31 protein-coding genes are annotated in these 26356 nt (G+C 28.5%); 25 read left to right on the forward strand and 6 right to left on the reverse strand.

Features of this window, described 5'->3' with window-relative positions; all coding sequences use genetic code 11:
* The first annotated feature begins 18 nt into the window (after positions 1–18).
* The gene (locus TVTCOM_RS07755; RefSeq protein WP_434799265.1) at positions 19–783 is read left to right on the forward strand and encodes a 4Fe-4S binding protein; all 765 of its coding nucleotides are present in this window, start codon (positions 19–21) and stop codon (positions 781–783) included.
* Between the two features lie 56 nt (positions 784–839).
* The gene (locus TVTCOM_RS07760; protein ID WP_434799266.1) at positions 840–1346 is read left to right on the forward strand and encodes a GNAT family N-acetyltransferase; all 507 of its coding nucleotides are present in this window, start codon (positions 840–842) and stop codon (positions 1344–1346) included.
* 308 nt (positions 1347–1654) lie between these two features.
* Here the strand turns inward: TVTCOM_RS07760 and TVTCOM_RS07765 are convergent, their stop codons facing one another.
* Entirely contained in the window at positions 1655–2326 is a 672-nt protein-coding gene (locus TVTCOM_RS07765) for a lactate utilization protein (RefSeq protein ID WP_434799267.1), read from the reverse strand.
* Between the two features lie 115 nt (positions 2327–2441).
* On the opposite strand from TVTCOM_RS07765, the gene TVTCOM_RS07770 reads away from it, so the two are divergent.
* The 9 genes from TVTCOM_RS07770 to TVTCOM_RS07810 all read left to right on the forward strand — a co-directional run bounded on the left by TVTCOM_RS07770 (position 2442) and on the right by TVTCOM_RS07810 (position 6987).
* The gene (locus TVTCOM_RS07770) at positions 2442–3110 is read left to right on the forward strand and encodes a Crp/Fnr family transcriptional regulator (protein WP_434799268.1); all 669 of its coding nucleotides are present in this window, start codon (positions 2442–2444) and stop codon (positions 3108–3110) included.
* A gap of 178 nt (positions 3111–3288) precedes the next feature.
* Positions 3289–3525, forward strand: a complete 237-nt coding sequence (locus TVTCOM_RS07775) for a helix-turn-helix transcriptional regulator (RefSeq protein WP_228110209.1) — start codon at positions 3289–3291, stop codon at positions 3523–3525.
* A complete protein-coding gene (gene def / locus TVTCOM_RS07780) occupies positions 3526–3978 on the forward strand; it encodes a peptide deformylase (RefSeq protein WP_228110210.1) in 453 nt (150 codons plus the stop codon). It begins immediately after the preceding gene.
* A gap of 259 nt (positions 3979–4237) precedes the next feature.
* The gene (locus tag TVTCOM_RS07785) at positions 4238–4744 is read left to right on the forward strand and encodes an AAA family ATPase (protein WP_434799269.1); all 507 of its coding nucleotides are present in this window, start codon (positions 4238–4240) and stop codon (positions 4742–4744) included.
* Between the two features lie 118 nt (positions 4745–4862).
* Positions 4863–5354 carry an HD domain-containing protein gene (locus tag TVTCOM_RS07790; protein WP_434799270.1) on the forward strand — a complete coding sequence of 164 codons (492 nt, stop codon included), beginning with the start codon at positions 4863–4865 and terminating at the stop codon, positions 5352–5354.
* A gap of 226 nt (positions 5355–5580) precedes the next feature.
* Complete coding sequence (locus TVTCOM_RS07795) at positions 5581–5955, forward strand: hypothetical protein (RefSeq protein WP_434799271.1); 375 nt, start codon at positions 5581–5583, stop codon at positions 5953–5955.
* 172 nt (positions 5956–6127) lie between these two features.
* A complete protein-coding gene (locus tag TVTCOM_RS07800) occupies positions 6128–6397 on the forward strand; it encodes a PD-(D/E)XK nuclease family transposase (RefSeq protein ID WP_434799272.1) in 270 nt (89 codons plus the stop codon).
* A 171-nt stretch (positions 6398–6568) separates the two neighbouring features.
* On the forward strand, positions 6569–6793 hold the full coding sequence (locus TVTCOM_RS07805) for a hypothetical protein (RefSeq protein WP_434799273.1): 225 nt from the start codon (positions 6569–6571) through the stop codon (positions 6791–6793).
* A gap of 35 nt (positions 6794–6828) precedes the next feature.
* Positions 6829–6987, forward strand: coding sequence for a hypothetical protein (locus TVTCOM_RS07810; protein ID WP_434799274.1), 159 nt, complete (start codon positions 6829–6831; stop codon positions 6985–6987).
* Here TVTCOM_RS07810 and TVTCOM_RS07815 read toward each other — a convergent pair.
* On the reverse strand, positions 6958–7656 hold the full coding sequence (locus tag TVTCOM_RS07815) for a CPBP family intramembrane glutamic endopeptidase (protein WP_434799275.1): 699 nt from the start codon (positions 7654–7656) through the stop codon (positions 6958–6960). The two genes, TVTCOM_RS07810 and TVTCOM_RS07815, sit on opposite strands and share 30 nt — an antisense overlap.
* A 542-nt stretch (positions 7657–8198) precedes the next feature.
* Between TVTCOM_RS07815 and ltrA the strand changes: the two genes are divergently transcribed.
* The 5 genes from ltrA to TVTCOM_RS07840 all read left to right on the forward strand — a co-directional run bounded on the left by ltrA (position 8199) and on the right by TVTCOM_RS07840 (position 13597).
* Positions 8199–9620 carry a group II intron reverse transcriptase/maturase gene (gene ltrA, locus TVTCOM_RS07820; RefSeq protein ID WP_228110198.1) on the forward strand — a complete coding sequence of 474 codons (1422 nt, stop codon included), beginning with the start codon at positions 8199–8201 and terminating at the stop codon, positions 9618–9620.
* A gap of 279 nt (positions 9621–9899) precedes the next feature.
* Complete coding sequence (locus tag TVTCOM_RS07825; RefSeq protein ID WP_434799276.1) at positions 9900–10106, forward strand: hypothetical protein; 207 nt, start codon at positions 9900–9902, stop codon at positions 10104–10106.
* A 272-nt stretch (positions 10107–10378) separates the two neighbouring features.
* Entirely contained in the window at positions 10379–11521 is a 1143-nt protein-coding gene (locus tag TVTCOM_RS07830; RefSeq protein ID WP_434799277.1) for a 5-bromo-4-chloroindolyl phosphate hydrolysis family protein, read from the forward strand.
* A 27-nt stretch (positions 11522–11548) separates the two neighbouring features.
* The gene (locus TVTCOM_RS07835; protein ID WP_434799278.1) at positions 11549–12700 is read left to right on the forward strand and encodes a toxic anion resistance protein; all 1152 of its coding nucleotides are present in this window, start codon (positions 11549–11551) and stop codon (positions 12698–12700) included.
* 363 nt (positions 12701–13063) lie between these two features.
* Positions 13064–13597, forward strand: a complete 534-nt coding sequence (locus tag TVTCOM_RS07840) for a flavin reductase family protein (protein ID WP_434799279.1) — start codon at positions 13064–13066, stop codon at positions 13595–13597.
* A 171-nt stretch (positions 13598–13768) separates the two neighbouring features.
* On the opposite strand, the gene TVTCOM_RS07845 is transcribed toward TVTCOM_RS07840, so the two are convergent.
* The gene (locus TVTCOM_RS07845) at positions 13769–14308 is read right to left on the reverse strand and encodes a nitroreductase family protein (RefSeq protein ID WP_434799280.1); all 540 of its coding nucleotides are present in this window, start codon (positions 14306–14308) and stop codon (positions 13769–13771) included.
* A gap of 142 nt (positions 14309–14450) precedes the next feature.
* Here TVTCOM_RS07845 and TVTCOM_RS07850 point away from each other — a divergent pair, with 142 nt between their 5' ends.
* Both TVTCOM_RS07850 and TVTCOM_RS07855 read left to right on the forward strand, forming a co-directional pair.
* Positions 14451–14807 (forward strand): winged helix-turn-helix transcriptional regulator, encoded by a 357-nt coding sequence (locus TVTCOM_RS07850; protein WP_434799281.1) that lies wholly within the window; start codon positions 14451–14453, stop codon positions 14805–14807.
* 217 nt (positions 14808–15024) lie between these two features.
* Entirely contained in the window at positions 15025–15723 is a 699-nt protein-coding gene (locus TVTCOM_RS07855) for a flagellar brake protein (RefSeq protein ID WP_434799282.1), read from the forward strand.
* A gap of 372 nt (positions 15724–16095) precedes the next feature.
* On the opposite strand, the gene TVTCOM_RS07860 is transcribed toward TVTCOM_RS07855, so the two are convergent.
* On the reverse strand, positions 16096–17361 hold the full coding sequence (locus tag TVTCOM_RS07860) for a glycosyltransferase (RefSeq protein ID WP_434799283.1): 1266 nt from the start codon (positions 17359–17361) through the stop codon (positions 16096–16098).
* A gap of 10 nt (positions 17362–17371) precedes the next feature.
* Positions 17372–17980 (reverse strand): TetR/AcrR family transcriptional regulator, encoded by a 609-nt coding sequence (locus tag TVTCOM_RS07865; protein WP_434799284.1) that lies wholly within the window; start codon positions 17978–17980, stop codon positions 17372–17374.
* Between the two features lie 389 nt (positions 17981–18369).
* Here TVTCOM_RS07865 and TVTCOM_RS07870 point away from each other — a divergent pair, with 389 nt between their 5' ends.
* Both TVTCOM_RS07870 and TVTCOM_RS07875 read left to right on the forward strand, forming a co-directional pair.
* Positions 18370–18948: a DJ-1/PfpI family protein gene (locus TVTCOM_RS07870; RefSeq protein ID WP_434799285.1), complete on the forward strand. Its 579-nt coding sequence runs from the start codon at positions 18370–18372 to the stop codon at positions 18946–18948.
* Positions 18949–19033: 85 nt separating this feature from the next.
* Positions 19034–20752, forward strand: coding sequence for an ABC transporter ATP-binding protein (locus tag TVTCOM_RS07875; protein ID WP_434799286.1), 1719 nt, complete (start codon positions 19034–19036; stop codon positions 20750–20752).
* Between the two features lie 184 nt (positions 20753–20936).
* On the opposite strand, the gene TVTCOM_RS07880 is transcribed toward TVTCOM_RS07875, so the two are convergent.
* Positions 20937–21077 carry a 4Fe-4S binding protein gene (locus tag TVTCOM_RS07880; RefSeq protein ID WP_434799287.1) on the reverse strand — a complete coding sequence of 47 codons (141 nt, stop codon included), beginning with the start codon at positions 21075–21077 and terminating at the stop codon, positions 20937–20939.
* 139 nt (positions 21078–21216) lie between these two features.
* Between TVTCOM_RS07880 and TVTCOM_RS07885 the strand changes: the two genes are divergently transcribed.
* The 5 genes from TVTCOM_RS07885 to TVTCOM_RS07905 all read left to right on the forward strand — a co-directional run bounded on the left by TVTCOM_RS07885 (position 21217) and on the right by TVTCOM_RS07905 (position 26345).
* Positions 21217–21420 carry a hypothetical protein gene (locus tag TVTCOM_RS07885; RefSeq protein WP_434799288.1) on the forward strand — a complete coding sequence of 68 codons (204 nt, stop codon included), beginning with the start codon at positions 21217–21219 and terminating at the stop codon, positions 21418–21420.
* 268 nt (positions 21421–21688) lie between these two features.
* Positions 21689–21961 carry a hypothetical protein gene (locus TVTCOM_RS07890; RefSeq protein WP_434799289.1) on the forward strand — a complete coding sequence of 91 codons (273 nt, stop codon included), beginning with the start codon at positions 21689–21691 and terminating at the stop codon, positions 21959–21961.
* A gap of 479 nt (positions 21962–22440) precedes the next feature.
* Positions 22441–22563 carry a hypothetical protein gene (locus TVTCOM_RS07895; protein WP_434799290.1) on the forward strand — a complete coding sequence of 41 codons (123 nt, stop codon included), beginning with the start codon at positions 22441–22443 and terminating at the stop codon, positions 22561–22563.
* Between the two features lie 49 nt (positions 22564–22612).
* Complete coding sequence (locus TVTCOM_RS07900; protein WP_434799291.1) at positions 22613–24937, forward strand: putative bifunctional diguanylate cyclase/phosphodiesterase; 2325 nt, start codon at positions 22613–22615, stop codon at positions 24935–24937.
* A gap of 244 nt (positions 24938–25181) precedes the next feature.
* The gene (locus TVTCOM_RS07905; protein ID WP_434799292.1) at positions 25182–26345 is read left to right on the forward strand and encodes a MerR family transcriptional regulator; all 1164 of its coding nucleotides are present in this window, start codon (positions 25182–25184) and stop codon (positions 26343–26345) included.
* The last annotated feature ends 11 nt before the right edge of the window (positions 26346–26356 follow it).

Genomic DNA, 26356 nt, shown 5'->3' on the forward strand with positions numbered 1-26356 from the left:
AGGGGAGATATAGCATATATGAAATTATTTAAAATTTATTTTAGTCCCACAGGTGGAACTAAAAAAATAGCAGATTTAATAAGTAGACAATTTGATTTTGAAACAATAGAATTAGATTTGTCAAATAGAATGGAAGATTTCTCGAAATTTACATTTAGTGAAAAAGACCTTTGCATTATAGCAGTTCCATCTTTTGGAGGCCGTGTACCAATGGCAGCAATGGATAATATTAAGAAGCTAAAGGGAAATGGTTTAAAAGCTATTTTAGTATCAACATACGGTAATAGAGCATATGAAGATGTATTGTTAGAATTGAAAGATACATTAATAACATTAGGATTTTTCTCCATTGCAGCAATAGCTTCTGTTACAGAACATTCTATTATGCATCAATTTGCCACTGGAAGACCAGATTTACAAGACAAAGAAGAATTGGTAAAATTTTCTAGTGAGATCAAAGAAGTCTTGAAACAGTCAAAAGTTACTAAAGATTTGTATGTACCGGGGAATAATCCATATAAAGAATATAAGGTTATTCCTTTAGTTCCAGAAGCGACACAAGAATGTATGAAATGCGGTCTATGTGCTATAAAATGTCCAGTTGATGCTATTTCAAAAGAGAATCCAATGTTGGTAGACAAAGAAAAATGCATTTCCTGTATGCGTTGTGTAGCTATTTGTCCAAATAAAGCTCGAAGTGTAGATGAAGAGTTAATATTGGCAACTTCAAAAAAATTAGAAAAGGTATGTTCCGAAAGAAAAATGAATGAACTATTTTTATAAATATTAAACTCATTTACTACAAGAGTAATGTAAAATTTAACAGGAGTTGAAATATTATGAGAGAGTTCTTTTTAAAAACAGACAGGATAGGTTTTTCCAAATGGGATTGTAGAGACCAAAAGCTTGCAAAATTATTATGGGGTGATTCCCAAGTAACGAAATATATTTGTGCTTCAGGCATATTCTCTCAGAAAGATATTATTAATCGTCTTAATATTGAAATATCTAATTTAGAGAAATATCAAGTTCAATATTGGCCAATATTTGAGCTTGATACCAATGAACTGATAGGATGTTGTGGATTGAGGCCTCGTAGTTCTAATGAGTACGAAATAGGATTTCATTTACGAAAGAAATATTGGAATCAAGGATATGCAACAGAGGCAGCAAGAGCTGTAATAAACTTTGCTTTTAATATACTCAAAGCCGAGAATTTGTTTGCTGGACATAATCCAAATAATAAAGGTTCTCAGAAAGTACTACAAAAGTTGGGATTTATTTATATTCGTGATGAATTCTATGAACCAACAGGTTTATATCATCCTTCATATAAACTAACTTAATAATGATGTAGAGTGAGTGCTTTAAATGAGGCTGAGCATAAAGGCATTGAGAAAGATGAAATAAATAAATTGTAAAATAGATTGAGATAATATAGCCATTGACATAAAATCAGTGGCTTTTTTGCTATAATTAAGGGATAAATAGGAATTTGGCGGTGAGACTATTTCTTAGAATGTGTCGAAATGAAGATAAAGAGCAGGCAGGGATTAAATAAGTTATGCCAATTCTAATAACCCGACTGCTCTAGATTGAATGCTTGTTTTAAGCTATATGAGTGAAAGTAAAAGTATTCTATATTAGTAAAAACTTAAAACCCTAGAGATTGGCCAACAAGGATAACTTTTATTCTTCCTTCTGTTTTGCACATTCTAGTTTCAATAATGTAAGAACAAATACAATCCTTTGATTTACAATTTCCACAAGAGCCACTGATAACACAAGGTGTATTTGTAGGAGAATTTAAATATGGATCTGATGAACAGCGTAGAGCATTGATTGGAGATGCATATGTTCTAGCCCTATCGATAGCATTTTCAAGGGTTTTGCAAACTTTATTCATCCCAATAACAGCTATAACACTCTTAGGACCAAAAGTAATTGCGGCTACTCGATTGCCTACACTATCTACATTAACCAATATGCCATCTTCACTTATTGCATTGAAACTTGTCAAATAAGTATCACATAGTAGTGATTTGCGCATTAAGTCATATCTTTCATCTTTTGTTTGTGCTTTATCACGATCAATTATAGTGAAATTACCTTGATATATTTGGTTAATAAGTCCAATTTCTTTAAGTGTAACAGATCCTCCCCATGACACTGATGAGTGTTCTGGGATAAGTGATAGTGCTTTTTTAGTTGCATCTGTAGCATTATCACAGTAATAAGCCTCAAAATTTCTACTTTGCAGATTTTTAATTATTTTTGTTGCCAAAAGCTGATATCTAGATTTTATCAAATTGTCTTTATTTTGCATTTTATTCCTCCATTGTTACTTATTATATAAAATAATTAAAGTTATTGTATGTTTATTATAAGTATACTATAATAAATACAAAAATTATGTTGCCTATGCAACGGGAGTGTTTCTTATGAAAGAATTAAATTTATTAACACAATCTAGCCTGTTTTCAGGAATCGAACCAAATGATATTCAAAAAATACTTATGTGTATGTCGGCAACACGTAAGGGATATGATAAAGATGAAATGGTTGTTTGTGAAGGTGATCCAGTCAATGAAATCGGTATTATACTTCAGGGCGTTGCTCAAAGCACCAAATTAAGTATTACTGGTAAACAAATTATTGTCTCTCTTCATTACCCAGGTGGATACACTGCTGTTTTAACAGCATCAAGCCGCAAACGTAAATGTCCGATGTCGGTACAGGCTTTAGAACCTCTTAGCGTTCTTTATATTCCTATAAAAAATGTACTATCCAGTTGTTCAAAGTCGTGTATAGCGCATGAACAATTACTCGTCAATCTTTTTGACAGTATTGCAGAGAGAGCGTTAGAATTACATGACCGAAACGATTGCCTGATTATGCCAACTATTCGTGATAAGGTTCTAACTTATTTAACTAAACTCAGTCGTGAATCTGAAACACAAGTTGTATCAATTCCTTTTAATAGGGAAGGGATGGCGGAATATTTAAATGTAGATCGCAGTGCACTATCTAGGGAACTTTCATCTATGAAAAGAGATGGTTTAATCGATTTTTATAAAAATGAGTTTAAATTAATAAATTCCAATTTATAGAGTAGATTTGGTGAACAATAGTTATATAATACGTCATAATATCGAGTTGTACTTTTACCTTAATTTATATAAATAAATTAAGGTAAGTTACTTGGCATATGTTGTGTAAGGTTAACTTGACATACAAAAAACAATATTATATTATAAATGTAAGGTAAACATTACAGGAGTGATATTTATGAAAAATAAATTAAAACAGTTTCGTGAAGAATTAGGGCTAACCCAAGAACAATTAGGTAAACTTGTAGGTGTGTCAAGACAGGCAATTAATTCAATTGAAACGGAAAAATTTGAACCGTCTATATGGTTGGCTTATGATATTGCGAGGATATTTCATAGTACAATAGAAAAAATTTTTATTTTTGAAGAAAGTGAGAGAAAATCAAGATCAGAGCAAAGTAGAGGTGTAATTTAAATGGCATTAAGGCAAATTAGACTGTTTGATGATGACATACTGAGAAAAAAGAGCAGAGTAGTTGAAACTGTAGATGATAAAATAAGACAGATATTGAATGATATGGCAGATACCATGTATAATACGGAAAATGGTGGAGGATTAGCTGCCCCGCAAATAGGTATATTGAAGCGATTAGTTGTGATTGATATGGGGCAAGGACTTATAAAGTTAGTTAATCCAAAGATAATTAAACAAGAAGGAACACAAGAAGTTATAGAAGGTTGTTTGAGCATTCCAAATAAATGTGGAAAGTTAATAAGACCTTGGAAAGTAACAGTACAAGCATTAAATGAAAATGGAGAGGAAGTTATATATACAGGGATAGGAGACTTAGCAAAATGCTTTTGTCATGAAATAGACCATTTAGAAGGCATACTTTTTACTGATTTAGTTACTGAATATATTTATTAGTGTTATTTAATATAACTATTGAATTTAGTCAATAATTTTCTTAAGTTTTGGTGTAACTGCAACTTATGTTAACACGAATCATTAATATATTGAGAAGAAAGAGAGTATTAGCCTAATACCCTCTTTTTTATGCTTAAAAAATTACACACATAAATTATTTATGAACTTCTTAGAGCGATAATGAATGTTACAATAGTTACAAAGTACGAACTGAAGTAGATATATGATATTCAGTCAAACATGTATAGGAGGTATAAAAATGATAGAAAAGAGTAACAAAGATTTGCTATCGGTTGTTGTAATGATGTGTGGAGTAGCAGGTTCAGGTAAGACTACTTATGCACAACAACTTGAAAAAGAGGGGTATATACGTCTTTCTATTGATAAAAAACTATGGTCTACATATGGACGCTATGGAATAGATTATCCTGTTGAGAAGTATGACGAATATTCTGAGATTGTAGAGCAAAAACTATCTCAACAGTTAACAATTCTTATCCAACAGAAAAAAAATGTAGTTATTGACTTTAGTTTTTGGCAACGTGCAAAACGTGGTAGATATAAAACACTTATTGAAAAAGCGGGAGGCCAGTGGAAATTAATTTATATGAAAGCTACCCCTGAACTTTTGCGCACACGACTAAAAAAAAGAAGGGAGCGCTTTGATGCCAATGCTGCTTTTCCAATCACAGATGATATCTTAACTGCTTATCTTGATGGATTTGAAGAACCATTGAATGAAGGAGAAATAGTAATAGAGCAATAACTCAATAACAAAGTTTTTGAAAACTATGCGCAATGTCTATATTTTACTTAAGACGTAATGTTCTTAAATTATTACACAAGGGTAAAATATTGTGAAGTAAGAGTATTGGAGGTAATTCATGTTTAAAGAAAAAATTATTAAAGAGATGAAAGCAGTTTTTAAAGAAATTCCTTTTGGAGTAGAGCATACTCTAAAGGTATTGAAAAATGCAGAAGATATAATGAAAGGTGAAAATATTGAAGAAGAAAAAGAACTAATTACCATTGTTGCCATACTACACGATATTGGTGCGGTTGAGGCACAAAGGAAGTATGGCTCAATAGATGGTGCTTATCAAGAAAAAGAAGGACCAACAGTAGCACGAGAGATACTACAAAAGGTAGGCTATGACAAAAATATTGATAGAATATGCTTTATAATAGGTAATCATCATACCCCTTCCCAAATTGATAGCATTGATTTTCAAATACAATGGGAAGCAGATTTACTAGAAAATTTAACAGTCATAGATATAAATAAGCAGCAGCAGGAGATAAAGAAATGTATTGAACAAAATTTTAAGACAAATACAGGAAAAAGAATTGCATACAATCGTTTTATCTTAGAATAGGTATATTGATACATATCATTCTAATTAGACGAATTAAGTATCCATTTTAATTTTTTTCAATCATTAAAATCGGCCCAAAACGGTTGACCTGTTTCCACATCAATTCCATCAGCTCGAACCACACCAAGTACATAGTAAAGCTTAAAAGGAAGCACAAGAATTAAATACACTATATGAGTGTATTAATTCAAATACTAGTGAATGGATTACATATGAAAGAACTTTTTTGCTAAAATTAAAAAAATATTTTAAAGATAATAGTTTTAATCACGAAATTAATCTTTTTAGAGGTTATAAAGATGTATTTGATAACTTTGAATTTATACTTAAAATACTTCAAAATAAGAATGTGCCCTTAGAAGAAACAAATATAAAAGTCAAAGTTAATGAAGATATAGATGAATGGAATTATATTAGAAATCAAGAAGATGTAAATAGCTTTATGAGGATATTTGTGGGGTTTCATGATTCAACTTTAATAATTAATGATGAAAGTGTATTTTGGGAAGATGATGAATTAGAAAATGAAGATTATAATTATATGGGAACATATATAAAAGCATTGAATCTGAAATGGCGTAAAATAAATAATGTCTCTTGAATTTATGTTTAAAGATTAGCTTTTTCTTCTTGGGTTGACGGATATGGACCTGTCTCCAATGGCCATCTATTGACATACTAGATGTAAGGATTATAACAGAAAGTAATGCAAACATAAATGTAGAAATACAACTTGTAAATCAGTATAATATGATAAAGAGAACGTTTAGTATATGTCAAAAATGCCTTTAAAACAGTTAGTAAAAGGCGATAATTATAAGGATTTGAACAAAACAATTACTATAAATATAGTGGATTTTAATTGTATAGATAATAAAAGCTTTAAAAGTTGTTTTCATTTTTATGAAGACACAACTAAAAAAATATTAAGTGATATTTTGAAAATTCATTTTATTGAATTACCTAAATTTAATGAAACAGAAAAAGATTATTGTGATAAAGAGCTAGTTCAATTGGCAGAAATTAGAGATAAAGCAATATGAGATGAAAATGATAGATTAGAAGGTTCTAGAGAAGAAGGACGAAAAGAAGGTATAAAACAAGGTATAAAACAAGGTGTAGAAAATGAAAAAATAGATACTATATTAAGGTTAGGCTATGTTTTAAAATAATGTTGAAAATATAATGAGAAGTAAAATAGAGGGGGAATACTGTTGAAATATATTAAAGGTATAATATCTATATTAACTATTATTGCCGCAATATTGTATTTTTGTAATATAGAAAAAGGTATAAGTTCATTTGTTTTGTATCTATTAATCGCATTACAAAATACTATAATATTTTGGGAATTGTGTAAAGAGAATAAGAAAAAAGAATCAATTTTAAATGCAGTTGTAGCATTAATGTTTTGGGTAATTGTTTTTATAAATATATAATTGGAACCAAAAAGTAAGGGCATATATCCCTACTTTTGGTTGCTAAAATAAGTTATAAAATCAACATTGATTTAAAACATAGCCTAAGGTTAAATAGTCTTGGCTTATCAATAGAGCAGATTGCTAAGGGTGTAGAATTAACTAATGAACAAGTTAAAGATATATTATTTAAAAAGTACGTTGCACCAATTTAGAACAGCATGAAATACTGTAGGTGCAGCAATAGAGTTATATTTTGCATATAGAAAATTCAATACAATATGCCATAAAAATGTAAAAAGAAGAGTTACATAATTATTTGAAATATGTTCCCAAAAACTCATATGTGATGCACCCATTTGAAAAGGAATATGAAATAACATAAACATAAATGCCGTCACCATTACTGCAAAGAAGGGTTTACGAATAATTCCATAAATTCTTGTTTGAATAAATCCTCTGAAGATAATTTCTTCCACAAGTGCTATTACAAAAAAGTAATAGGCAAAATCTAAAATCAGTTTTGAAGCAGTAGAAAAATGATATCCACCTAAAATTCCTGAAATAACATTTATAATTAGAAGAACTGCTGACAGTACCAGACCTAAAATTAATGACTTTGATAGATTTTTTTTACCAAATCCTATTGTCTTTATGGGATGTTTATTAATCACTGCAAATAAAATACATAATATAGCCAAGAAAAAGTTAACCTCATAACCTAAATATATATTTCTTTTGTCATACAACACCCCCATTACATAGTAAATAATCATAACTAATATATAAAATACAATTGCTGAAATGCCATCCTTGTAAGTGTATTTTTCTAATGTGTATTTATATTCCTTATCTGTTCTAAAAAAGGATTTAATAAAATTCATAATGATTCTCTCCCCCTTAATATACCAATCTTTACTTCGTAATATTTTGCTACTGCGAACTAATCTATATATTAAATTATATACTGTAGATGGTATTATTGCGATAATTCCATCTTTGTACGTGTGCCCAGCATGGGCAACAACTTGACGGTGAAAGTCCGTTGCGGGCTTGATAGTGGGAACCGCTAGCTAATGGCAAGGGTGTCCATCGTGAGGTGGAATCTGAAGGAAGCCTACGGCAAAGTCTTGGTCTGAGGAACACGAACTACATATGAGGCTATTGGAAACGGACGAGTTTGCGTAACAAGACAAAGTCCAACACTATCCAAAATTTCTAATAGTAAATGTAGCAGATATATGAGATGAAGGTTGTTGCTCTTACCTGGGGAGGTCTGATAGATATATCATTAATAGAGGATGAACTTCCTAGATGATAACCTACATAGTGATATGTAATTGAACTATCAGAAGTCAGCAGACGTCATAGTACTATTGACTGCGCAATCAATAGGAAGGACTGAACATTAAGGAGGTTTTCAACTTTGGATAAATTGAAGAACGTGGATAAAGTGCAGACAACTGAATATTCAGGCTACCGTGTGGAAGTAAAGTTGGAAACTGGAAATAAACATGGAGTGCATAGCGTAGCTTCGGTATTACCGAAGGTAGAAATAGAGAACCGTGCAAAAATATCTACTAATAATTTACTCGATAAAATCTTAGCAAAAGATAATATGTATCGTGCTATGCAACGAGTAATCAAGAATAAAGGTAGTCACGGTGTTGATGGAATAAAGACTGATGAACTTCACGACTATTGCAAAAAGCACTGGACTACAATGAAATCTAAATTATTAGATGGAACATACAAACCATCACCTGTTAGAAGGGTAGAAATACCTAAACCTAACGGTGGGACTAGGATGCTTGGAATTCCAACAGTAGTAGATAGAATGATACAACAAGCAATAGCACAAGCGTTGACATTTGTATATGAACCAATTTTCTCTAATAGTAGTTATGGTTTTAGACCAAACAGAAGTCAGCATCAAGCAATAAAGAAATCCTTAGAATATATAAATGAAGGATATAAATGGGTAGTAGATATGGATTTAGAGAAATTCTTTGATAAAGTAAATCATGACATTTTAATTGATAGATTATCAAGACAAATTAAAGATAAAAGAGTATTAGACTTAATAAGGAAATATCTTAAAAGTGGAATAATGTTAAATGGAGTTATCGTATCAAATGAAGAAGGAACTCCCCAAGGAGGACCATTAAGTCCGCTTCTATCAAATATAATGCTTGATGAGGTTGATAAAGAATTAGAAAGAAGAGGTCATAAATTCTGTAGATTCGCAGATGACTGTAATATCTACGTTAAAAGTAGAAAAGCAGGGTTAAGAGTTTTAAACAGTATTAAGAAATTAATTGAAAATGAATTAAAACTTAAAATAAATGAAAAGAAAAGTGCCGTTGACTTAGTTAGTCGCAGAAAATTTCTAGGATTTTCATTCTATTTTACAAAGGGCGGCGCCCAAATAAGGATACATGAAAGCTCATATAATAAACTAAAATCTAAAGTAATAGAAATTACAAATAGAAATAAAGGAATAGATATGGGATGGAGAATGTTGAAACTTAATCAACTTATGATAGGTTGGATTAATTACTTTGGCATAGCGAAAGCTAAAGGCAATATACAAAATATTGAAAAATGGATTAGGCGAAGACTTAGAGCATGTATCTGGAAACAATGGAAATTACCAAGGACGAAGTGTAAGAATCTTGTTAAACTTGGAATGGATAAATATAAGGCCTACCAATATTCAAATACAAGAAAAGGCTACTGGAGAATATCCGGTAGCCCAATCCTATCAAAAACACTTACAAATAAATACCTAGAAGAAATAGGATATATGAGTATTTCCAAGAGATATTTAAAAGTGCATGGAACTTAATGAACCGCCGTGTACCGAACGGTACGCACGGTGGTGTGAGAGGACGCTAAATAAAATAATTATTTAGCTCCTACTCGATTTAATTCCTATACAAGTAAAATTACAGAAGAAGTAAAAGAACATAGATTTTCAATGGATAAAGTCTGTCCTCATTGTCATTCAGATGAAGTTTCAAGTTTTAGAGAAAGAGAGCCCATTTTATACAGATATATACAATATATGGAAATAAATGTTATAATTATCCTATATATTAACTATAATTAATTGGAGGAATTAGATATGAAAAAATTAAATAATTATATTAATTTTGGATTAATATTCAATGTGATTGGGATAATTTCAAATCGTTTTAATTTACTACCAAGTTTTATTCAGGGACTTTGTATAGGATTAGGACTTACCTTAATATTTATAGGAATGTATGATCAAAATCATAATTTAGATAAATTTAGAAACTACAAAAAAAATATATTAAACAAACATTAGGAAAATAACAAACAACATATTTGTTTAATATTAACTTAAATCTATTAGTTGAAAAGTTAATGAAATTTTAAATGATAGGGCGATAGTACTAAAGCATATTGCCCTTTTTTACATGTTCACAGTTAATTAAAAATGACTTCAAAGGAATTTTTAGGTTATCAGTTACAATCAGCTAACTTATAATATATAATAAACTTAAAATATTATCACAAGGGTATAGTATATATCTAGATTTATGTTAATAATAAGAAAAATAATCTGGAGGCAATATAATGAATAAAAAGGACTTTTCTAATTTAGAAGATCAAATTATGTCTACAGTTAGCAGTGCACTAAAAGCAATAGATACTGTTAATTTGAAAAGAGATATTAACTATAAAGCTGAGGACACCCTAAATCAATTTATATCAAAGTTTAATGAATATGGTGTAAAATATATGGGTTTAAATAAAAAATCTAAAAATGATATATCAAAATACATTAGTAAAAAACCAGCTGGAAGTGTATCGGGAATACTTTGTATAGTATTTGGAGCTGGTGGAAGTGTAATTTATGGTTTATCAATATCGTCATTTCTAATAGCTAAAGCATTCTTTAGTAGTTTTATTGTAGGTAGCCAAGTTGTTTTGGGAGTTTTAGTTTTGTTTTTTGTAGGAAGTATAGGTTTATTATTAAAAGGAATAAATCTAAGAAAAAGAGTAAAGCGTTTTAAGACCTATGTAAGATTTATTGACGACAATAGTTATTTTTTAATTGATGACTTAGCAAGATTTGTGAAAGAGAAAAAAAGTTTTGTACTTAAAGACTTACGTAAAATGATTGATTTAGGCATGTTTTTAGAAGGACATATAGATGAAGAAAAAACTTATTTTATGTTAAGTGATGAAGTATATGGTGACTATTTAAATTTAAAAAAGGAACAAATAGCTAAAGAAACTAATAATAAAAAATTGAAAAAAGAAATAGATAATTCAGGAAAAGAAGAAATAGAATCTACTATTATAATAGGTAGAAATTATATTGAACAAATAAAGGCTGTAAAAAATGAGCTTTATAGAGAAGAAATAGCTATAAAGTTAGATAAATTAGGAAATATTGCAGATCAAATTCTTAATCAAGTTGAAAAAAATCCTAAAAAGACACAAGAAGTTAATAAATTTATAAATCATTATCTTCCAATTACTATAAAATTAATCAACTCATACAAAGAGTTAAATAATCAAGTAGTTCAAGGTGATAATATAAAAAATGCTAAAATTGAAATTGAAAAGAGTATTGATCTTATTAATAATGCTTTTGAAAATTTATTAGATGATTTATTTGAAGATGTTGTTTTAGATATTTCTACAGATATTTCTGTTCTTAAAACATTATTTAAACAAGAGGGATTAGGAGAAGAAGATTTTAAAAAGTAGGTTATAAATAATAGGGAGGCATTAAAAATGGGTGATGAATTCAAAGAAAGGTCTATTGATATAAAACCAGAATTAACTTTTCAATCATTTGAGGAGGAAGTTCCTCAGGTAAAAATAAAAGAAGAAAAAGTAGAAGAAAAAATAATTGATGAAATCCAACTGACAGAAGAAGAAAAAAAAATGGTAGATCAATTTGTAGATAAAATAGAGATAAGTAATTCAAATTCTATTTTACAATATGGTGTAGGTGCTCAAAAGAAAATTTCTGATTTTTCACAATCAGCATTAAATGATGTGAGAACTAAAGATTTAGGTGAAATTGGAGAAATACTATCTAGTGTAGTTCTTGAGTTAAAGAACTTTGAAGAAGGTGAAGAGAAAAAAGGAATTTTCGGTTTATTTAAAAAAGGTAAAGATAAGATTTCACAAATGAAAGTAAATTATGAAAATGTAGAGAACAATATCACTAAAATGTGTAATGTTCTTGAAAAGCATCAAATACAGCTTTTAAAAGATATTGCTATGCTGGATAAGATGTATGAAATAAATAAAGCATATTTTAAAGAGCTATATATGTATATCTTAGCTGGGAAAAAGAAACTTCAAAAATTAGAGAAGGAAGAACTTCCTAAATTGCAAGAAAAAGCAAGAACAAGCGGAAATCCTCAGGATGCTCAAGAATTAAACGATTTTATTGCTCTTTGCAATCGATTTGAAAAGAAAATTCACGATTTAGAATTAACTAAAATGATTTCGCTACAAATGGCTCCTCAAATTCGATTAATTCAAAACAATGACACCCTAATGTCTGAAAAAATACAATCTACAATTATAAATACTATTCCACTTTGGAAAAGTCAAATAGTGTTAGCACTTGGTGTTGCTCATGCTGCTGATGCTGCCAGAGTTCAAAGAGAAGTAACAGATATGACAAATGAACTTTTACGTAAAAATGCAGAAATATTAAAAACTTCAACTATAGAAACTGCAAAAGAATCTGAAAGAGGAATTGTTGATATTGAAACACTTAGAGCTACTAATGAATCATTGATTTCAACTCTTGATGAAATACTTAATATACAAACAGAAGGTCGTGAAAAACGTAGGGAAGCTGAAGCGGAATTAAGAAATATTGAAAATCAATTAAAAAATAAGCTTATAGATTTTAAATATAAGTAAGTTTTAATGAAGTACTGGAATGAAAATTGTTGCTGAATTAATAGCAGTATTCAAAATAAGCTAGTTAAAGTTATGAAAAATATCTTTAACTAGCTTATTTTAATTAGTAGTATCTTCTTTAAAATGTTCATGCCCTCAATGACAAAGAGCTTGTACAACAGGCATAAGACACTTACTTTTTGGTAACTAACTAACAAAAAAGTGCATACTTTCTTTAAAAATAAATAAATTATATAATAAATCTAGAAATACTACAATACTTAATAGGACAAGCTAACGAAGAACTTGCTAATTAAGTTTAAATTAATACGCTAAAATTTAATATTATCTAAAATGATAGAAGGTTTGGAGGAGAACAATACAATGAAAAAAGAAATAAACGTATTAGATTATGCTAGCGAAATAATGAAAGCTGTTGAAAAAGGTGTTTTGATAACAACAAAAGTAGGAAACAAAGTTAATTCTATGACTGCTTCTTGGGGAACACTTGGAATAGAATGGGGAAAACCTATTTTCACAATTTTTATAAGAGAGAATCGTTATACAAAACAGCAACTAGAAGAAAATCCTGAATTCACTGTAAATATACCAATTGGCCAATTTGATAGAAAAATATTGGGTATATGTGGGACTAAATCAGGGAGTACTACTGATAAAGTTAATGAACTTAACTTATCACTTGAAGAACCTGAAAGCATTTCAGTTCCAGGGATAAAAGAGCTTCCATTAACACTTGAATGTAAGGTTATATATAAACAAAAGCAAGATAAGAATGGGATTTCAGAAGAAAACTTAACATTCTACCCACAAGATGTGGACGGTTCATTCCATGGAGCAAACAGAGATTTTCACACAGCATACTATGGTGAAATTATTAACTCTTATATTATCCAATAGTATTTTAAAATTTAAATAAATTATTTAATCAAGAAAATAATAGATTAGGTTAAGAAAAAGAATTGGCAAATGAGCAAACAAGGTGTATAGAGGTTTTTTATAAATATTGAAAAGGCATAGAATTTAACTCAATTCTATGCCTTTTCAATATTTATAAGGTGTTTTGTGATTTTACCAGTTTTCATAATGTACTATGTCTTCAAAACTTTTTCGTGGACGAGGCTTAGGCGATTCATCTGAATAACCAACAGTAATAACACTAACTACATATTTATCAGAAGGTATATTAAGAATAGGTCTAATTTCTTCTTGAGTGAACCAAGCAACCCAGCAAGTACTTAATTCTAGTTTCTCAGCACAAAGAACTAAATGTTCTATAGCTATGGATGTATCTCTTATTATTTGTTTAAGTTCTTGCTGCGGACTATTTTCATCTAATGATAAATCTATATCTTCTTTAATTCTTGAACGTATATCTGCAACACATACTATGAAAACAGGAGCAGACATCATCCACTTTTGGTTATGAGATACCTTAGCTAACTTTTGTCTAGTTATATCAGATTTAACTACAATAAAATGCCAAGGTTGAGTATTGGAACCAGATGGAGCAAGCCTCGCACTTTCAATAAGGCTAATAATTTTTTCATCTTCAACATTTTTATCAAGATATTTTCTTATACTTCTTCTATCAATAATTTCATCAAGCATATTAATTATAATCTCCTTTGTTTATTCATACTATTTTGTATTATGATATAATTTTAAAATAATGAGATAATTAGTACAAGTACGCACTTATTAGTATTATAGTATCTAAAATGATACTGCAAAAAGTAAAAAGGAGATAAATATGAGTTTAGAACCATGTGTATTAAATTTCAAAAATAAAGAGTATGCATGTACTTTTGAGATTGCAATGGATTTAATAGGTGGAAAGTGGAAACCTATTATTATTTGGCATCTTGGAACCAAAGGAACAAAGAGATTTAATGAATTACAAAAGCTTATGCCTAAAATAACACAAAAAATGTTAACACAACAACTGAGAGAATTGGAAAGTGATAAATTAATTATAAGAAAAGTGTACCCTCAAGTTCCTCCAAAGGTAGAATATTCACTAGCAGAATTAGGAGAGAGTTTAATGCCAATTCTTAGAATGATGTGTAATTGGGGAGAAGTGTATTATGAAAAAATAGATAAAATATGATAGAAGATAAATAACATTATTTTATTCATAGGATAACTATCTTAACAAATAGGGGGGATGTAGTAAACTCAGAATCAAAAGACAGCAAACTACTTAATTTGGTGTTACAATATAGATATAATTTTATATGAAAGACGGGGAAAATCAAAAATTGACAAAAAGATATGTCTACATATAATAATAAAACAATAAAGAAAAGAGTGTAGGGGGAAATATTTTGGTATTTGGTATATTTAGCAAAAGAAAAGAAGAAGAAATAGATAGGTCAATAAAAAAGTATAAAAGGTTTTTACATGATAATTTGAATCTTGGCATTTCAATAATTTATGATAATAATAGTTACTATCCAGATATTGAAAAACTTGTAGATCGAGAAATTGTAATTAGACTAACAGCAAAAGACAGAAATATAATAAAGTATAAAATAGGACAAGTAGTTAAAGTGGAATTTACAAGTGGAAAGTCTGGAATATATGAGACTAAGATTAAAATTACAAACAAAACTGTAGATGAATATAATGTATATTATGCAGGTAGCATAGTATCGCCTATAGAAAAAATACAAAGAAGAGGTAGTTACAGATTACCAGTACATATGGAAATTCGTTATACATTGCTTCCAAATAAGTTGAAAACATATAGTGGAATTGCCAAGGACATAAGTGCTAGTGGAATGCAGATGGAAAGTAGGCAATTTGTTAATAAAGGAAGAAAGATTCAATTAAATTTTGAAATTAATAAACAAATGTATAAAGTAGAAGGATTAGTTATAGGTACTAGATACGATAAAATAGATGAGATGAATATACATCATATTAGATTTGAAGGATTAAGTCACAAAGAAAGTCAAAAAATACATGATTATATATTTAGGGAGCAAAAGAAAAGAATAAAAAGTGGGTCAGGAACAATATAAATTTATATGTTGTCTTTATCCATTTTATAGCAAGTCAAGTCATTGAAATGCATTGACTACCATATCTGGGGATGCAGTTCTTGGAGCTAATATTTTAACATTTTATGCAATAAGCATTAAAATATTAAAATATTAGCTTTTTTTATTTAGTAATCCGTTTATTAGAGGAGATGAGCCATATTATGAATCTTCTTAAAGGAGAGCGTGATAAAGGAAAACAAATAGTAACAATTGCAAACAATGCAATGAATGAATCTAATGAGAGTTTTCATAGTATAGCTTAAGCAGAAAAAAGAGTTAATGATCAGTTAGAGTTAATGAAGACTTTACACGTTGATAATCTTAATGAAATAACTAATAATTTTACATAATTTACTTTTTATAATTAAAGTAAAAATTTTCTATATACTTAATTAAGTTTTCATTTCCATTTTCACTATCTAACTTTTTCTTTATTATAGCTGCATTTGTAACATACTTGGGTTCATCCATTTCCATAAAAGCTTTGGCTAATATATCTGCAGTAACGGTATTTTCACTTAAGGGTTTAATTGCATATCCTAGCATGTACAATCTATGTGCCCAAAATGGTTGGTCTACAGAAAATGGCATTATTAATTGTGGTTTACCTGATTTTAATGCACTAGCCATAGTTCCAACTCCACCATGGTGCATTATTCCTTTTGATAGTGGAAATAGTAAGTTGTGTGATGCTGATGGTACTGCTAATATATTTTTTTCATCTTCAAAATGCATTCCACTAATTCCAGTTAATACAATAGCTCTATAATTGATTTTATTTAAAGCTTTAACTAAAGTTTCTTTAAATTTATCAGGATTTTTTAGAGGCATACTACTAAAGGAAATTACTATTGGTTTACTACCTTTTGATATAAATTTTTCGATTTTTGGATCTAGTTTTTCTTCTTTATTTTCTAAGAACACAAATCCTGGCAAATACACTTTATTATCCCAAGTTTTTATATCTTCAAACAAATATTTACTTACAGGATATACTATAGGTATAGGTGTATTGTTAATGGCATAAGTATAAACCCCACTTTTACGTTTAGGTAAGTTTAGTACATTTTCTCTAAAGTCATTTAATTCCTTAATATTGGAAGCTTCTGCATATTTAGTAACTGCATAGGATAACTTATTTAACTTCTTTCCTAAATCTTTCTTTGTTGATATTACTAAGTTGGGAAATTCTTCTATAGGATATATAAATGGTACGGGTGATACACTTATACATGGAATATTAAGCCTATACGCTATATCTGGTGCTCCAAGGGCTTTTGGGTGATATATTATTATGTCTGCATTTTTAGCACAGTTATAAAACTGCTCCATAGTTTTTCTATATGCTGAATTTACTTTTTCTTTTGCATATTTCATAGCTTTTATTATATGTTTTCTTCCATTATTGAATACTTCTTGACCTTCCTTTGTTTGTAGAAGTGCCATTAAGTCTAAATCTGCTTTAGCAAAGTCTATATTGTTACCTTCTATAAATGACTTAAAACTTTCCCCTGTACATATTACTACTTCATGGTTATGTTTTAGGGCTTCTATTCCAAGGGCTATATATGGTTGTACATCCCCTCGACTTCCTAAGGTAAATATTGCAATTCTCATACTCTCCTCCTTATTTATATACAGCGTCTTTAAGTAAAGAAGTCCATATCTTGTATTTTTTCATTATTTCATCAATTTCTATCTTTTGATTCATTTTTAATTGATTTTGTAAATATCCATCTAGCATTAGAGATAACATTTCTATAACTTTGTGTATATCTTCTTCATTTTTAAATTTACTTTTATCTATATTCTCTAGATACTCATAAATATTAATTTTATTATGAGAAATAACTTTATTTCTTACTATATCTATTATTCTCTCATCAGTTGAGCAATAGGCAACTACAATAAAATTTAATATATGAGGATATTTTGCTAGAAGTTTATATTTTTGTTCCATTGTATATTCTAAAATTTCAAAAAAATCTCTAGTTTCTCTGTATATACTCATATCAATATTTGCTGATATGATATTTTGAGAATAATCAAATAAATATGTGAAATAACTTAACTTATTTTTAAAGTAATAAAAAAGTAATCCCTTTGATATTCCTGCTTTACGAGCTATTAAATCTGTTGATGATTTTTGAAATCCATAAATACTAAAAATCTCAAGTCCAGAATTTATAATAGCAAGTTTTTTGTCTTCATTTAATTTATTAAATAATTCATTCATGTTTATCCCTTCTATTATTGACTAATTTGGTTAATAACTTAGATTATAGTATTTTGACTATTTTTTTCAAGACCATATACATAATAAAATAGGAAGTTGTAAAGGTCATATATAAATAAAGATATAGGTAGTAACTCTACATTGCAAAATAAATGCACTTATTTTTATGATCCCAACTCATGTTTTTGTTAGCGAAAATGAGAGAGATAAAATGATAAATAGATTCATTGAAAGTTATATAATGCGAGGTAAATATACATATGATACCATATGTATAAATATAAATTTGAAAAGGAGATAGATAAATGAAGATATATGAGTGATTTCAAAGTTGTGAGAGTTACTTAAATGAAAATTTATTAATTTAAAGATGTTTTTGGGAGGTAGAAGTGAAAGTATTAGTATTTTGTTTAAAAGGTTTTGAGACAATGGAATTTAGTGTTTTCATAGATGTACTTGGTTGGGCAAGAAATGATTACAAGCATGATATTACCGTTGAAACATGTGGCTTTACGAAAAAAGTAATAAGTACTTTTAATATTCCTATTATAGTAGATAAGACAATAGAGGAAATTAATATTAATGAATATGATGCATTAGCAATTCCAGGAGGATTTGAGGAGTTTAATTTTTATGAGGAAGCTTACGATGAACAGTTTCTTGAATTAATCAAAAAATTTAATGAAAGTGGTAAAATAATTGCATCTATTTGTGTTGGGGCTCTTCCTCTTGGTAAAAGTGGAATTTTAGAAAATAGGAAAGCGACAACTTATCATTTACGTGAAGGGTATAGACAGAAACAATTAGCTGAATTTGGTGTTAATGTTCAAAATGAACCAATTGTAATTGATAATAATATAATTACTTCATATTGCCCTTCTACAGCTTCAGGAGTTGCATTTGCACTGTTAGAAAAATTAACGTCTAAAGAAGAGATGAATGTTGTTAAAAAAGCAATGGGATTTTAATCTTATAGATAAATAATAATTTATTGACAACAAACCTACTCTAAGACTTATAATTATATTTACAGAGTGCAGGAGGAGGAGAATTATGGAAAAGGTAAAATTAAAAGATTTAATCAAATTGACAAAACCACCAGTACATTTATTAGTGTTTGGTTTAATACTTTCAATATTTAGTGCATTAGCAGGGTTAGTAATGCCGCTGATGGCTAAAGATGTTATAGAAAATATTTCAAAAGGATTATCCATGCAAACTATTCTAGGTATTGGAGCTATGCTAATTGTATGGATATCGTGTAGTATATTATCAGTATTTTTATTGCAATATGCAGGAATAAAGGTAGTAAAAGATCTTAGAACAAAGTTATGGAAAAAGCTACTTAATTTGCCAGTTAGGTATTATGATAAAGAACATTCGGGACAATTAATATCTCGTGTAACCAATGATACTACAGTGTTAAAAGAATTAGTATCATTCAGATTAACGGAATTTATCACTAATATTATAACTATTGTTGGAGCTGTGGTAATATTATTTTTAATAGATGTGCCAATGACATTAGTATTATTGCTTACTATACCAGTGATAGTATTAATAATCATGCCTATAGGAGGTAAGCTTTATAAAATAGCTTTGGATGAAGAAAAAGAAATGGCTGATTTATCAGGTTTATTAAGTCAAACCTTATCAGAAATCAGACTTATTAAAGCTTATGGAGCTGAGGAAAAAGAGTTTGGCAGAGGAGAAGAGAATTTTAAAAATTTATTTAAGTATGGAATAAAAACTGCCAAAATACAATCTTTTTTAGGTCCATTAATAATGATTTCTGCAATGGTAATATTTATATTTGTAATTTCTTTTGGAGCATATAGGGTAAGTGTGGGAGCTGTTTCTTCTGGGGATTTAGTAGCATTTTTACTTTATTTATTCCAAATTGTATTTCCAGTTGCTAGTATGGGAGATTTCTTCTCTAGTGTTCAAAAAACCAAGGGGGCAACAGCTTATCTTTATACAATCTTGACAGAAAAAGAAGAAGATATTCACTCAGGTATGGATATTGATGATATAGAAGAAATTACTTTTAAAGGCATAGATTATTCCTATGAAACTAAAAAAGTTTTGGATGAAATAACCTTCTCTGCAAAAAAAGGTGAAACTGTAGCTATTGTAGGTCCAAGTGGAGTGGGTAAATCTACAATATTTGGATTAATAGAGCAATTTCTAATTCCAGATAGTGGAAATATATTTGTAAATAATGATCATTTGAATAAGTATAGTATAAAATCTTGGAGAAATAAAATTAGTTATGTGCAGCAAGATTCACCTTTATTGATTGGAACAATAAAAGAAAATATGATATATGGAGTAGATAGAGATATATCTAGTGAAGAATTGGAGAATGCGGCAAAATTAGCTGGTGCTTATGAATTTATTATGGAACAGCCTAGTGGATTTGATACTGAAATTGGTGAAAGAGGAAGAAATTTATCTGGTGGGCAAAAACAAAGAATTGCAGTAGCCAGAGCCATACTTAGAAATCCGAGTATATTATTATTTGATGAGGCTACAGCTAGTCTTGATACGGAGTCAGAAAAAGTAATTCAAGAGTCCCTTGGCAAGATCAAAGACGGAAAAATAGCTTTTGTTATAGCCCATAGACTATCTACTGTAGTTGATAGTGATAAAATACTTGTTATGCAAGATGGAAAAATAAGCGGCATTGGTAATCATCAAGAGTTATTGTCATCTCATGAATTTTATAGAAATTTAGTTAATCAACAGTTTGTAGATAATAATAGTAATTAGGAACTTGCTATTAGTAAATAGAAAGTGAATCATATGCTTAAAAAAGAAGAGGTAATCTTATAAAAGTGAGTTAAAAAGACAGTACATACTAACTTATGTACTGTTTTTTTATATAATTATTTAAGAAACATTAATTGTATATTTCACACTAATTTTGTGATATACATTTTTTAGGACATGCAAGTTAGCATGCACCGCAATCAACACAAGCTAATGAATTAATTGTTCTTTTCTTCTTTTCTAATTCAGTTATGCATCCAACTATACATACTCTCTCGCAAGTACCACAACCTATACATTTAGATTTGTCAATAATTCTAGGCATAATAACCGAAATTTTCAGTAGGAGTTGAATATGCATTAGCAAGAAGTGCAGATGAAATAACATTTTGGGATGTTGTAGAAGCTGTAGAGGGATGCGATTCATTTTTCAATGTGCAGAAATAAAACAGAATAATATATTATTGGATAAGAATGATTTACCTGATACACATACAAAATGTCCTTGTTTAATAAAAGTAGTAATGTTAGAAGCTGAAAATGAAATGAAAAAATATTTAAGTAATAAAACTTTGCAATGGCTATATGATGAAGTATATAATAATATACTTCATCATGAAATGAAAAAAGAAACTATTGAGTGGTTTAATAAAGAGGATAGAATTTAACTAAGACTGGGAATATATGATGAAAAGGCTTAGATCTTGTAATGCAGGGTCTAAGTCTTTCGGATATATATAGAAGTAGTGGTGTTACATAAATCAGTTACAAAGGGAAATTATGTTGAAAATATGCTAAAATTTATTGAGACGTTTAACTAGAAATATTATCTAGTAAATATAAAAATAATAATTTTAGGAGGATAAAAATGGTGCATTTAGTGTATTGCGATAATGCAGGGAAAAAGGGAGTGGAAAAATTACAGCCATGGCAACTGTGTCAAATGTAGAGAATTATGTGAAGTTATCAGAAGATGAAATTGAAGATATGCTTAACAAAAACCAGGATAAATTAAATCTTACAGATAAGCAAATAACAAGATGGCACAAGAAATGTATGTGTTTAGTTGAATTTACAAATATTGAAGAAATTGAGCCTTTAGAATTTGATCATCAAGGAAACATGGATGACTGGCTAATTATTGAAAAAATTGAGGATGTAGTAGTAGGAACAAGCATCCCATACAATTATGAAAAATCAAAGTTTTAAATTGATAATTCCACCTAGGGGTTTAGTTCTTGATGTTTTGTATCAAAAACTTGCTAAGGAAATTTAAAGTATTTTATAAAATAGGCATGGGAATTAGCAGGTGTAGAGGGTAAGTGGTTTTATTTTAAGAGAGAAATATCATAGTTCTAACATTCAAAAATATTACAAGTGATAAATTATAATTTAAATATACAATTTTATTATAATAGAAAATAATTAAATAAGAATTTTTGTTGATGTAAATTATGAATACACAAAAGGAGCTATCGCCGACGATTTTCAAATCGTTTATGCCACAGCTCCTTTTGTTTTTGCAATAAAAAATATATTGTATACGAAATTTATAACTTATTGATATAATATAAAGTAGCAAGAGGAGAAACTTGTTTTTCCTCTATGATAGCCGGAAGGTTGTGCGAAAAGTCCCTAAATATGCTAATATAATAATATAAGTACTATAATTTCCCGAGGAAAATACAATGAACTATTATATCCAAGAAGAGAAAAAAGAACAAATCAGAATGGAATCTATGAAATCTTACGTTGAAGAAGAGATCCAAGTAAGAGTTATAGATGTAATAATTGATAAAATTTATATTTAATAATAAACGATATAACTAAATGTGAAAAAAATAAAAAAGTGGGGACAAAATGGAGAACAAAATAAACAAAACAAAATTTTATAAGATTTATATGGGGATTATATTATTCGCAATAATCTTTTTTAGTTATCCTTCTACAAATATATATTATGAAATAGCAACTAATATTATGGGGCTACTAGGATGTATTACTTCTATTTTACTTGTATACAATACATATAAAAAAACTAAAAAAAATAAATTGAAAAATTATTGGTTATTAAATTTATTAGCTATATCAAGTTTTACAATTGGTGAAGTTATTTGGGCAATAAAAGAACTTTTTCTAAATGAAGTACTTATAATGTCAGATTTAACCACCTTATTTTACTTACCTTGTAATATATTATTATTTTTAAGTAGTTTAATTTTAATAAAACAAAATAAAAAAACATATAAAATACAAAAACGTAGAGTATCTTTTGATATTGCTATAATTATTATTATGTATATATCAATTATGTTTGCATCTATTATGCCTATATTAAATAATACCCAAGCATTATTTAATACTGATATTTATCTGATTTTGTATAATATATTAGATTTTATGACTTTGATAAATTTAAGTATTATATATATATATAGTAATGAGCATATGGTTAAATGTAATTTTTTTGCAATAAATTTTTTAGCAATATTACTGTTTTCTTTAGCGGATTTGGTATATATGTACGAAATATTAGAGAATACTTATGTGTCAAATACAGTCCTAGATTCACTTTGGATAATAAGCTTTTTATTAATAGGGTTAGCATCCATTGAATATTTATTTACAGTGGAGAGTGAAGATGATTTTAAAAATATTATTGAATGTGAAAATAAAGATTTTATATCTTATTTATATATAATACCTATACCTATTTTATTTTTTATGGATATAAATAATAAACATGAAGCTATAATAGGTATGTTTATATCTGTTATAGTAATAAGACAAATAAAGGTGTTAAATGAAAATAAAGTACTAGTTAGAAAATATAAACTCATAAATGAAGGACTTGAAAGTGCTGTTTTAGAAAGGACTAAAGAGCTTCATGAAAAAAATATAGAGTTAAATTATTTATCTAATAAAGATACACTAACAGATCTTTATAATAGAAGATACCTCTTACATAAGCTGGATGAGCTAATAGTAAATGCATCTAAAGATAATAGTAAATTTGGAATACTATTTTTAGATTTAAATAAATTTAAAAATATAAATGATTTATATGGTCATGAAGTAGGAGATTTACTTTTAAATGAAATAGGTAATAAGTTACAAAAATACTCTAGTAAAAATAGTACCATTATAAGACAAGGTGGAGATGAGTTCGTAATAATTTATACAGATATAGCTAGTGAAAATGATTTAAAATCATTTGCTAATCAAATAATAAGTGAATTTGATGAAGAAGTATGTATAGAAAAAATTAACTTTAACATTAATTTCAGCATAGGCGGAGTAATTTATCCAACTGATGGAGAGGATAAATTGACTCTTATGAAAAAAGCAGATATGGCTATGTATGCTTCAAAGAAAAATGCCTCTAGTAAGTTTTCTTTATATAAAGAAGATAGTATGTACAATAAATTTAAGATGGAAGAACTTATGAAAAAAGCACTAAAGAATAAAGAATTTATTCTGTACTACCAGCCTCAATTTAATATAGAAAATAATAAAATAGTAGGTGTTGAAGCTCTTATTAGATGGGTAAATGATGAATTAGGATTTGTATATCCTTCGAAGTTTATACCACTTGCCGAGGAAACTGGTTTAATTATTGATATGGGAAATTGGATTATAGAGTCCACATTCTTGCAAATAAAGAAATGGCAAGAATTATACAATATAGATATAGAAGTTGGAATAAATGTATCACCTATCCAGCTTTCAGATGAAAGATTTTTAGATGTACTAGTTTCAAATCTTAAAAATACAAATATAAATCCTTCACTTATAAATTTAGAGATAACTGAAAAAATAGCTATTGATGATAGTGAAATAATTATAGAAAAACTAAAAAAAATACGAGATTTAGGAATAAAAATATCCATAGATGACTTTGGAAGTGGATATTCTTCTTTTAAGTATGTAAAAAGTTTTGCTGTAGATACTTTGAAAATTGATATATCTCTTATAAAAGGAATAGACAAATCCAAAGAAGATTATGAAATAGCTAAAGCTGTAATAAATATGGCAAAAGGGTTAGGTTTGAGTATAGTAGCAGAAGGTGTAGACAGTGACTCTCAACTTGCTGTACTAAGAAATCTTGGATGCAATACTGTTCAAGGCTATTATTACGAAAAGCCTATGAATATAGAACAATTAGAAGAAAAATACTTCATGTAAAATATAACAAAGCTCCCTATTTTTTTAGGGAGCTTTAACTTGTGTATCTTCTTTTTTGCAAATTTTATTACTTCATATGTTACAATTAAAATCGAAGAGTACAAAAATTAAATTCAAAAAAGTGTTGACCCTAACATTATGTCATAGTGTAATCTAAAATTAGAGGTCCAGTACACAAGTGAAATTCATGCCGGCTGAGTAGATGTGTTATTAGAGCTCTAAAATCAAGAGTGGAGATGAAATTATGAGAACAGTAAAACAAGTTTCAGATTTAACAGGAATAAGTGTGAGAATGCTACATCACTACGATAAAATTGGATTATTAAAACCAACTAAATTAACGCAAGCAGGTTATAGGCTTTATGATGATGAAGCTCTTGAAACTTTGCAACAGATTCTATTTTTTAAAGAACTTGATTTTCAATTAAATGAAATTAAAGACATCATAACTAATCCTCACTTTGATAAGATGAAAGCTCTAGAAAACCATAAAAAATTGATTATTTTAAAACGAGATAGATTAAATGGTTTGATAGAACTAATAAATAAAACCTTAAAAGGAGCAAACACTATGAGTTTTAATGAATTTGATATGACTGAATATTATAATGTGCTAGAAGAATTTAAAAAAGAAAATACTGACAAAATTATCAAAATGTGGGGAAGCATAGATAAGTATGATGATATAATTTCAAAAGTGAAAACTGAGGAAGAAAAAATTGCTACTATGGCTATAAAGCAATATGGCAGCATAGAAAAATATGCTAAAGCTATTAAGGAAAATTTGAATAATAGTTTAATGCTAACTAAAGCAGAAGAAATGGATAGGTTTAAAGAAGATTGTCTTTGTGATAATAATCCTAAATTAAAAGAGCTATATAAAGAACTTACAACTGACTTAAGTAAGGATATTTCATCAAAGGATATTCAGCAAATTGTTACTGATATAACTAATATAGCTAAAAATAATTATGAAATTTTTAGTGGGGATATGGGAGATAGTTATTGGCACTCAATGGTACAACTTTATTTAGTTTTTCCAGATTGGATAGAGAAAGTTGATAAGAAATATGGAAGTGGTGCATCTAAATTTATTGGGGAAGCTTTAAAATGGAATTTGGGTGATTATGAGCCTAAACTTGAAACATCATATAAAAAGCTTACGTCTGATTTAAGTAAGTCTTCCTCAGCTGAGGAAATTCAAAGAATTATCTTAGAAATAGTAGAAGAGACACAAAGACAACATGACTATTTAAAAGTAGAAATTGGAGAAAACTACTGGAGCTATCAATCAGAACAATATTGTTCAGATCTTAATTTGATAAAAGTAATGGATGATAAATATGGAAGTGGTTCATCTAAGTTTATTGGAGAAGCACTAAAGTTTTATGTTGAGAGTAATGACTAGTTAACAACTGA

This window comes from Terrisporobacter vanillatitrophus, assembly GCF_051148895.1.
Lineage (GTDB): Bacteria > Bacillota > Clostridia > Peptostreptococcales > Peptostreptococcaceae > Terrisporobacter > Terrisporobacter vanillatitrophus.

Excerpts from the sequence above, each read along its gene's own strand:
- TVTCOM_RS07755 (WP_434799265.1), top strand. The coding sequence starts at position 19 with ATGAAATTATTTAAAATTTATTTTAGTCCCACAGGTGGAACTAAAAAA.
- TVTCOM_RS07760 (WP_434799266.1), top strand. The coding sequence starts at position 840 with ATGAGAGAGTTCTTTTTAAAAACAGACAGGATAGGTTTTTCCAAATGG.
- TVTCOM_RS07765 (WP_434799267.1), bottom strand. The coding sequence starts at position 2,326 with ATGCAAAATAAAGACAATTTGATAAAATCTAGATATCAGCTTTTGGCA.
- TVTCOM_RS07770 (WP_434799268.1), top strand. The coding sequence starts at position 2,442 with ATGAAAGAATTAAATTTATTAACACAATCTAGCCTGTTTTCAGGAATC.
- TVTCOM_RS07775 (WP_228110209.1), top strand. The coding sequence starts at position 3,289 with ATGAAAAATAAATTAAAACAGTTTCGTGAAGAATTAGGGCTAACCCAA.
- def (WP_228110210.1), top strand. The coding sequence starts at position 3,526 with ATGGCATTAAGGCAAATTAGACTGTTTGATGATGACATACTGAGAAAA.
- TVTCOM_RS07785 (WP_434799269.1), top strand. The coding sequence starts at position 4,238 with ATGATAGAAAAGAGTAACAAAGATTTGCTATCGGTTGTTGTAATGATG.
- TVTCOM_RS07790 (WP_434799270.1), top strand. The coding sequence starts at position 4,863 with ATGTTTAAAGAAAAAATTATTAAAGAGATGAAAGCAGTTTTTAAAGAA.
- TVTCOM_RS07800 (WP_434799272.1), top strand. The coding sequence starts at position 6,128 with ATGTCAAAAATGCCTTTAAAACAGTTAGTAAAAGGCGATAATTATAAG.
- TVTCOM_RS07815 (WP_434799275.1), bottom strand. The coding sequence starts at position 7,656 with ATGAATTTTATTAAATCCTTTTTTAGAACAGATAAGGAATATAAATAC.
- TVTCOM_RS07825 (WP_434799276.1), top strand. The coding sequence starts at position 9,900 with ATGAAAAAATTAAATAATTATATTAATTTTGGATTAATATTCAATGTG.
- TVTCOM_RS07830 (WP_434799277.1), top strand. The coding sequence starts at position 10,379 with ATGAATAAAAAGGACTTTTCTAATTTAGAAGATCAAATTATGTCTACA.
- TVTCOM_RS07835 (WP_434799278.1), top strand. The coding sequence starts at position 11,549 with ATGGGTGATGAATTCAAAGAAAGGTCTATTGATATAAAACCAGAATTA.
- TVTCOM_RS07840 (WP_434799279.1), top strand. The coding sequence starts at position 13,064 with ATGAAAAAAGAAATAAACGTATTAGATTATGCTAGCGAAATAATGAAA.
- TVTCOM_RS07845 (WP_434799280.1), bottom strand. The coding sequence starts at position 14,308 with ATGCTTGATGAAATTATTGATAGAAGAAGTATAAGAAAATATCTTGAT.
- TVTCOM_RS07850 (WP_434799281.1), top strand. The coding sequence starts at position 14,451 with ATGAGTTTAGAACCATGTGTATTAAATTTCAAAAATAAAGAGTATGCA.
- TVTCOM_RS07860 (WP_434799283.1), bottom strand. The coding sequence starts at position 17,361 with ATGAGAATTGCAATATTTACCTTAGGAAGTCGAGGGGATGTACAACCA.
- TVTCOM_RS07865 (WP_434799284.1), bottom strand. The coding sequence starts at position 17,980 with ATGAATGAATTATTTAATAAATTAAATGAAGACAAAAAACTTGCTATT.
- TVTCOM_RS07875 (WP_434799286.1), top strand. The coding sequence starts at position 19,034 with ATGGAAAAGGTAAAATTAAAAGATTTAATCAAATTGACAAAACCACCA.
- TVTCOM_RS07880 (WP_434799287.1), bottom strand. The coding sequence starts at position 21,077 with ATGCCTAGAATTATTGACAAATCTAAATGTATAGGTTGTGGTACTTGC.
- TVTCOM_RS07895 (WP_434799290.1), top strand. The coding sequence starts at position 22,441 with ATGAACTATTATATCCAAGAAGAGAAAAAAGAACAAATCAGAATGGAA.
- TVTCOM_RS07900 (WP_434799291.1), top strand. The coding sequence starts at position 22,613 with ATGGAGAACAAAATAAACAAAACAAAATTTTATAAGATTTATATGGGG.
- TVTCOM_RS07905 (WP_434799292.1), top strand. The coding sequence starts at position 25,182 with ATGAGAACAGTAAAACAAGTTTCAGATTTAACAGGAATAAGTGTGAGA.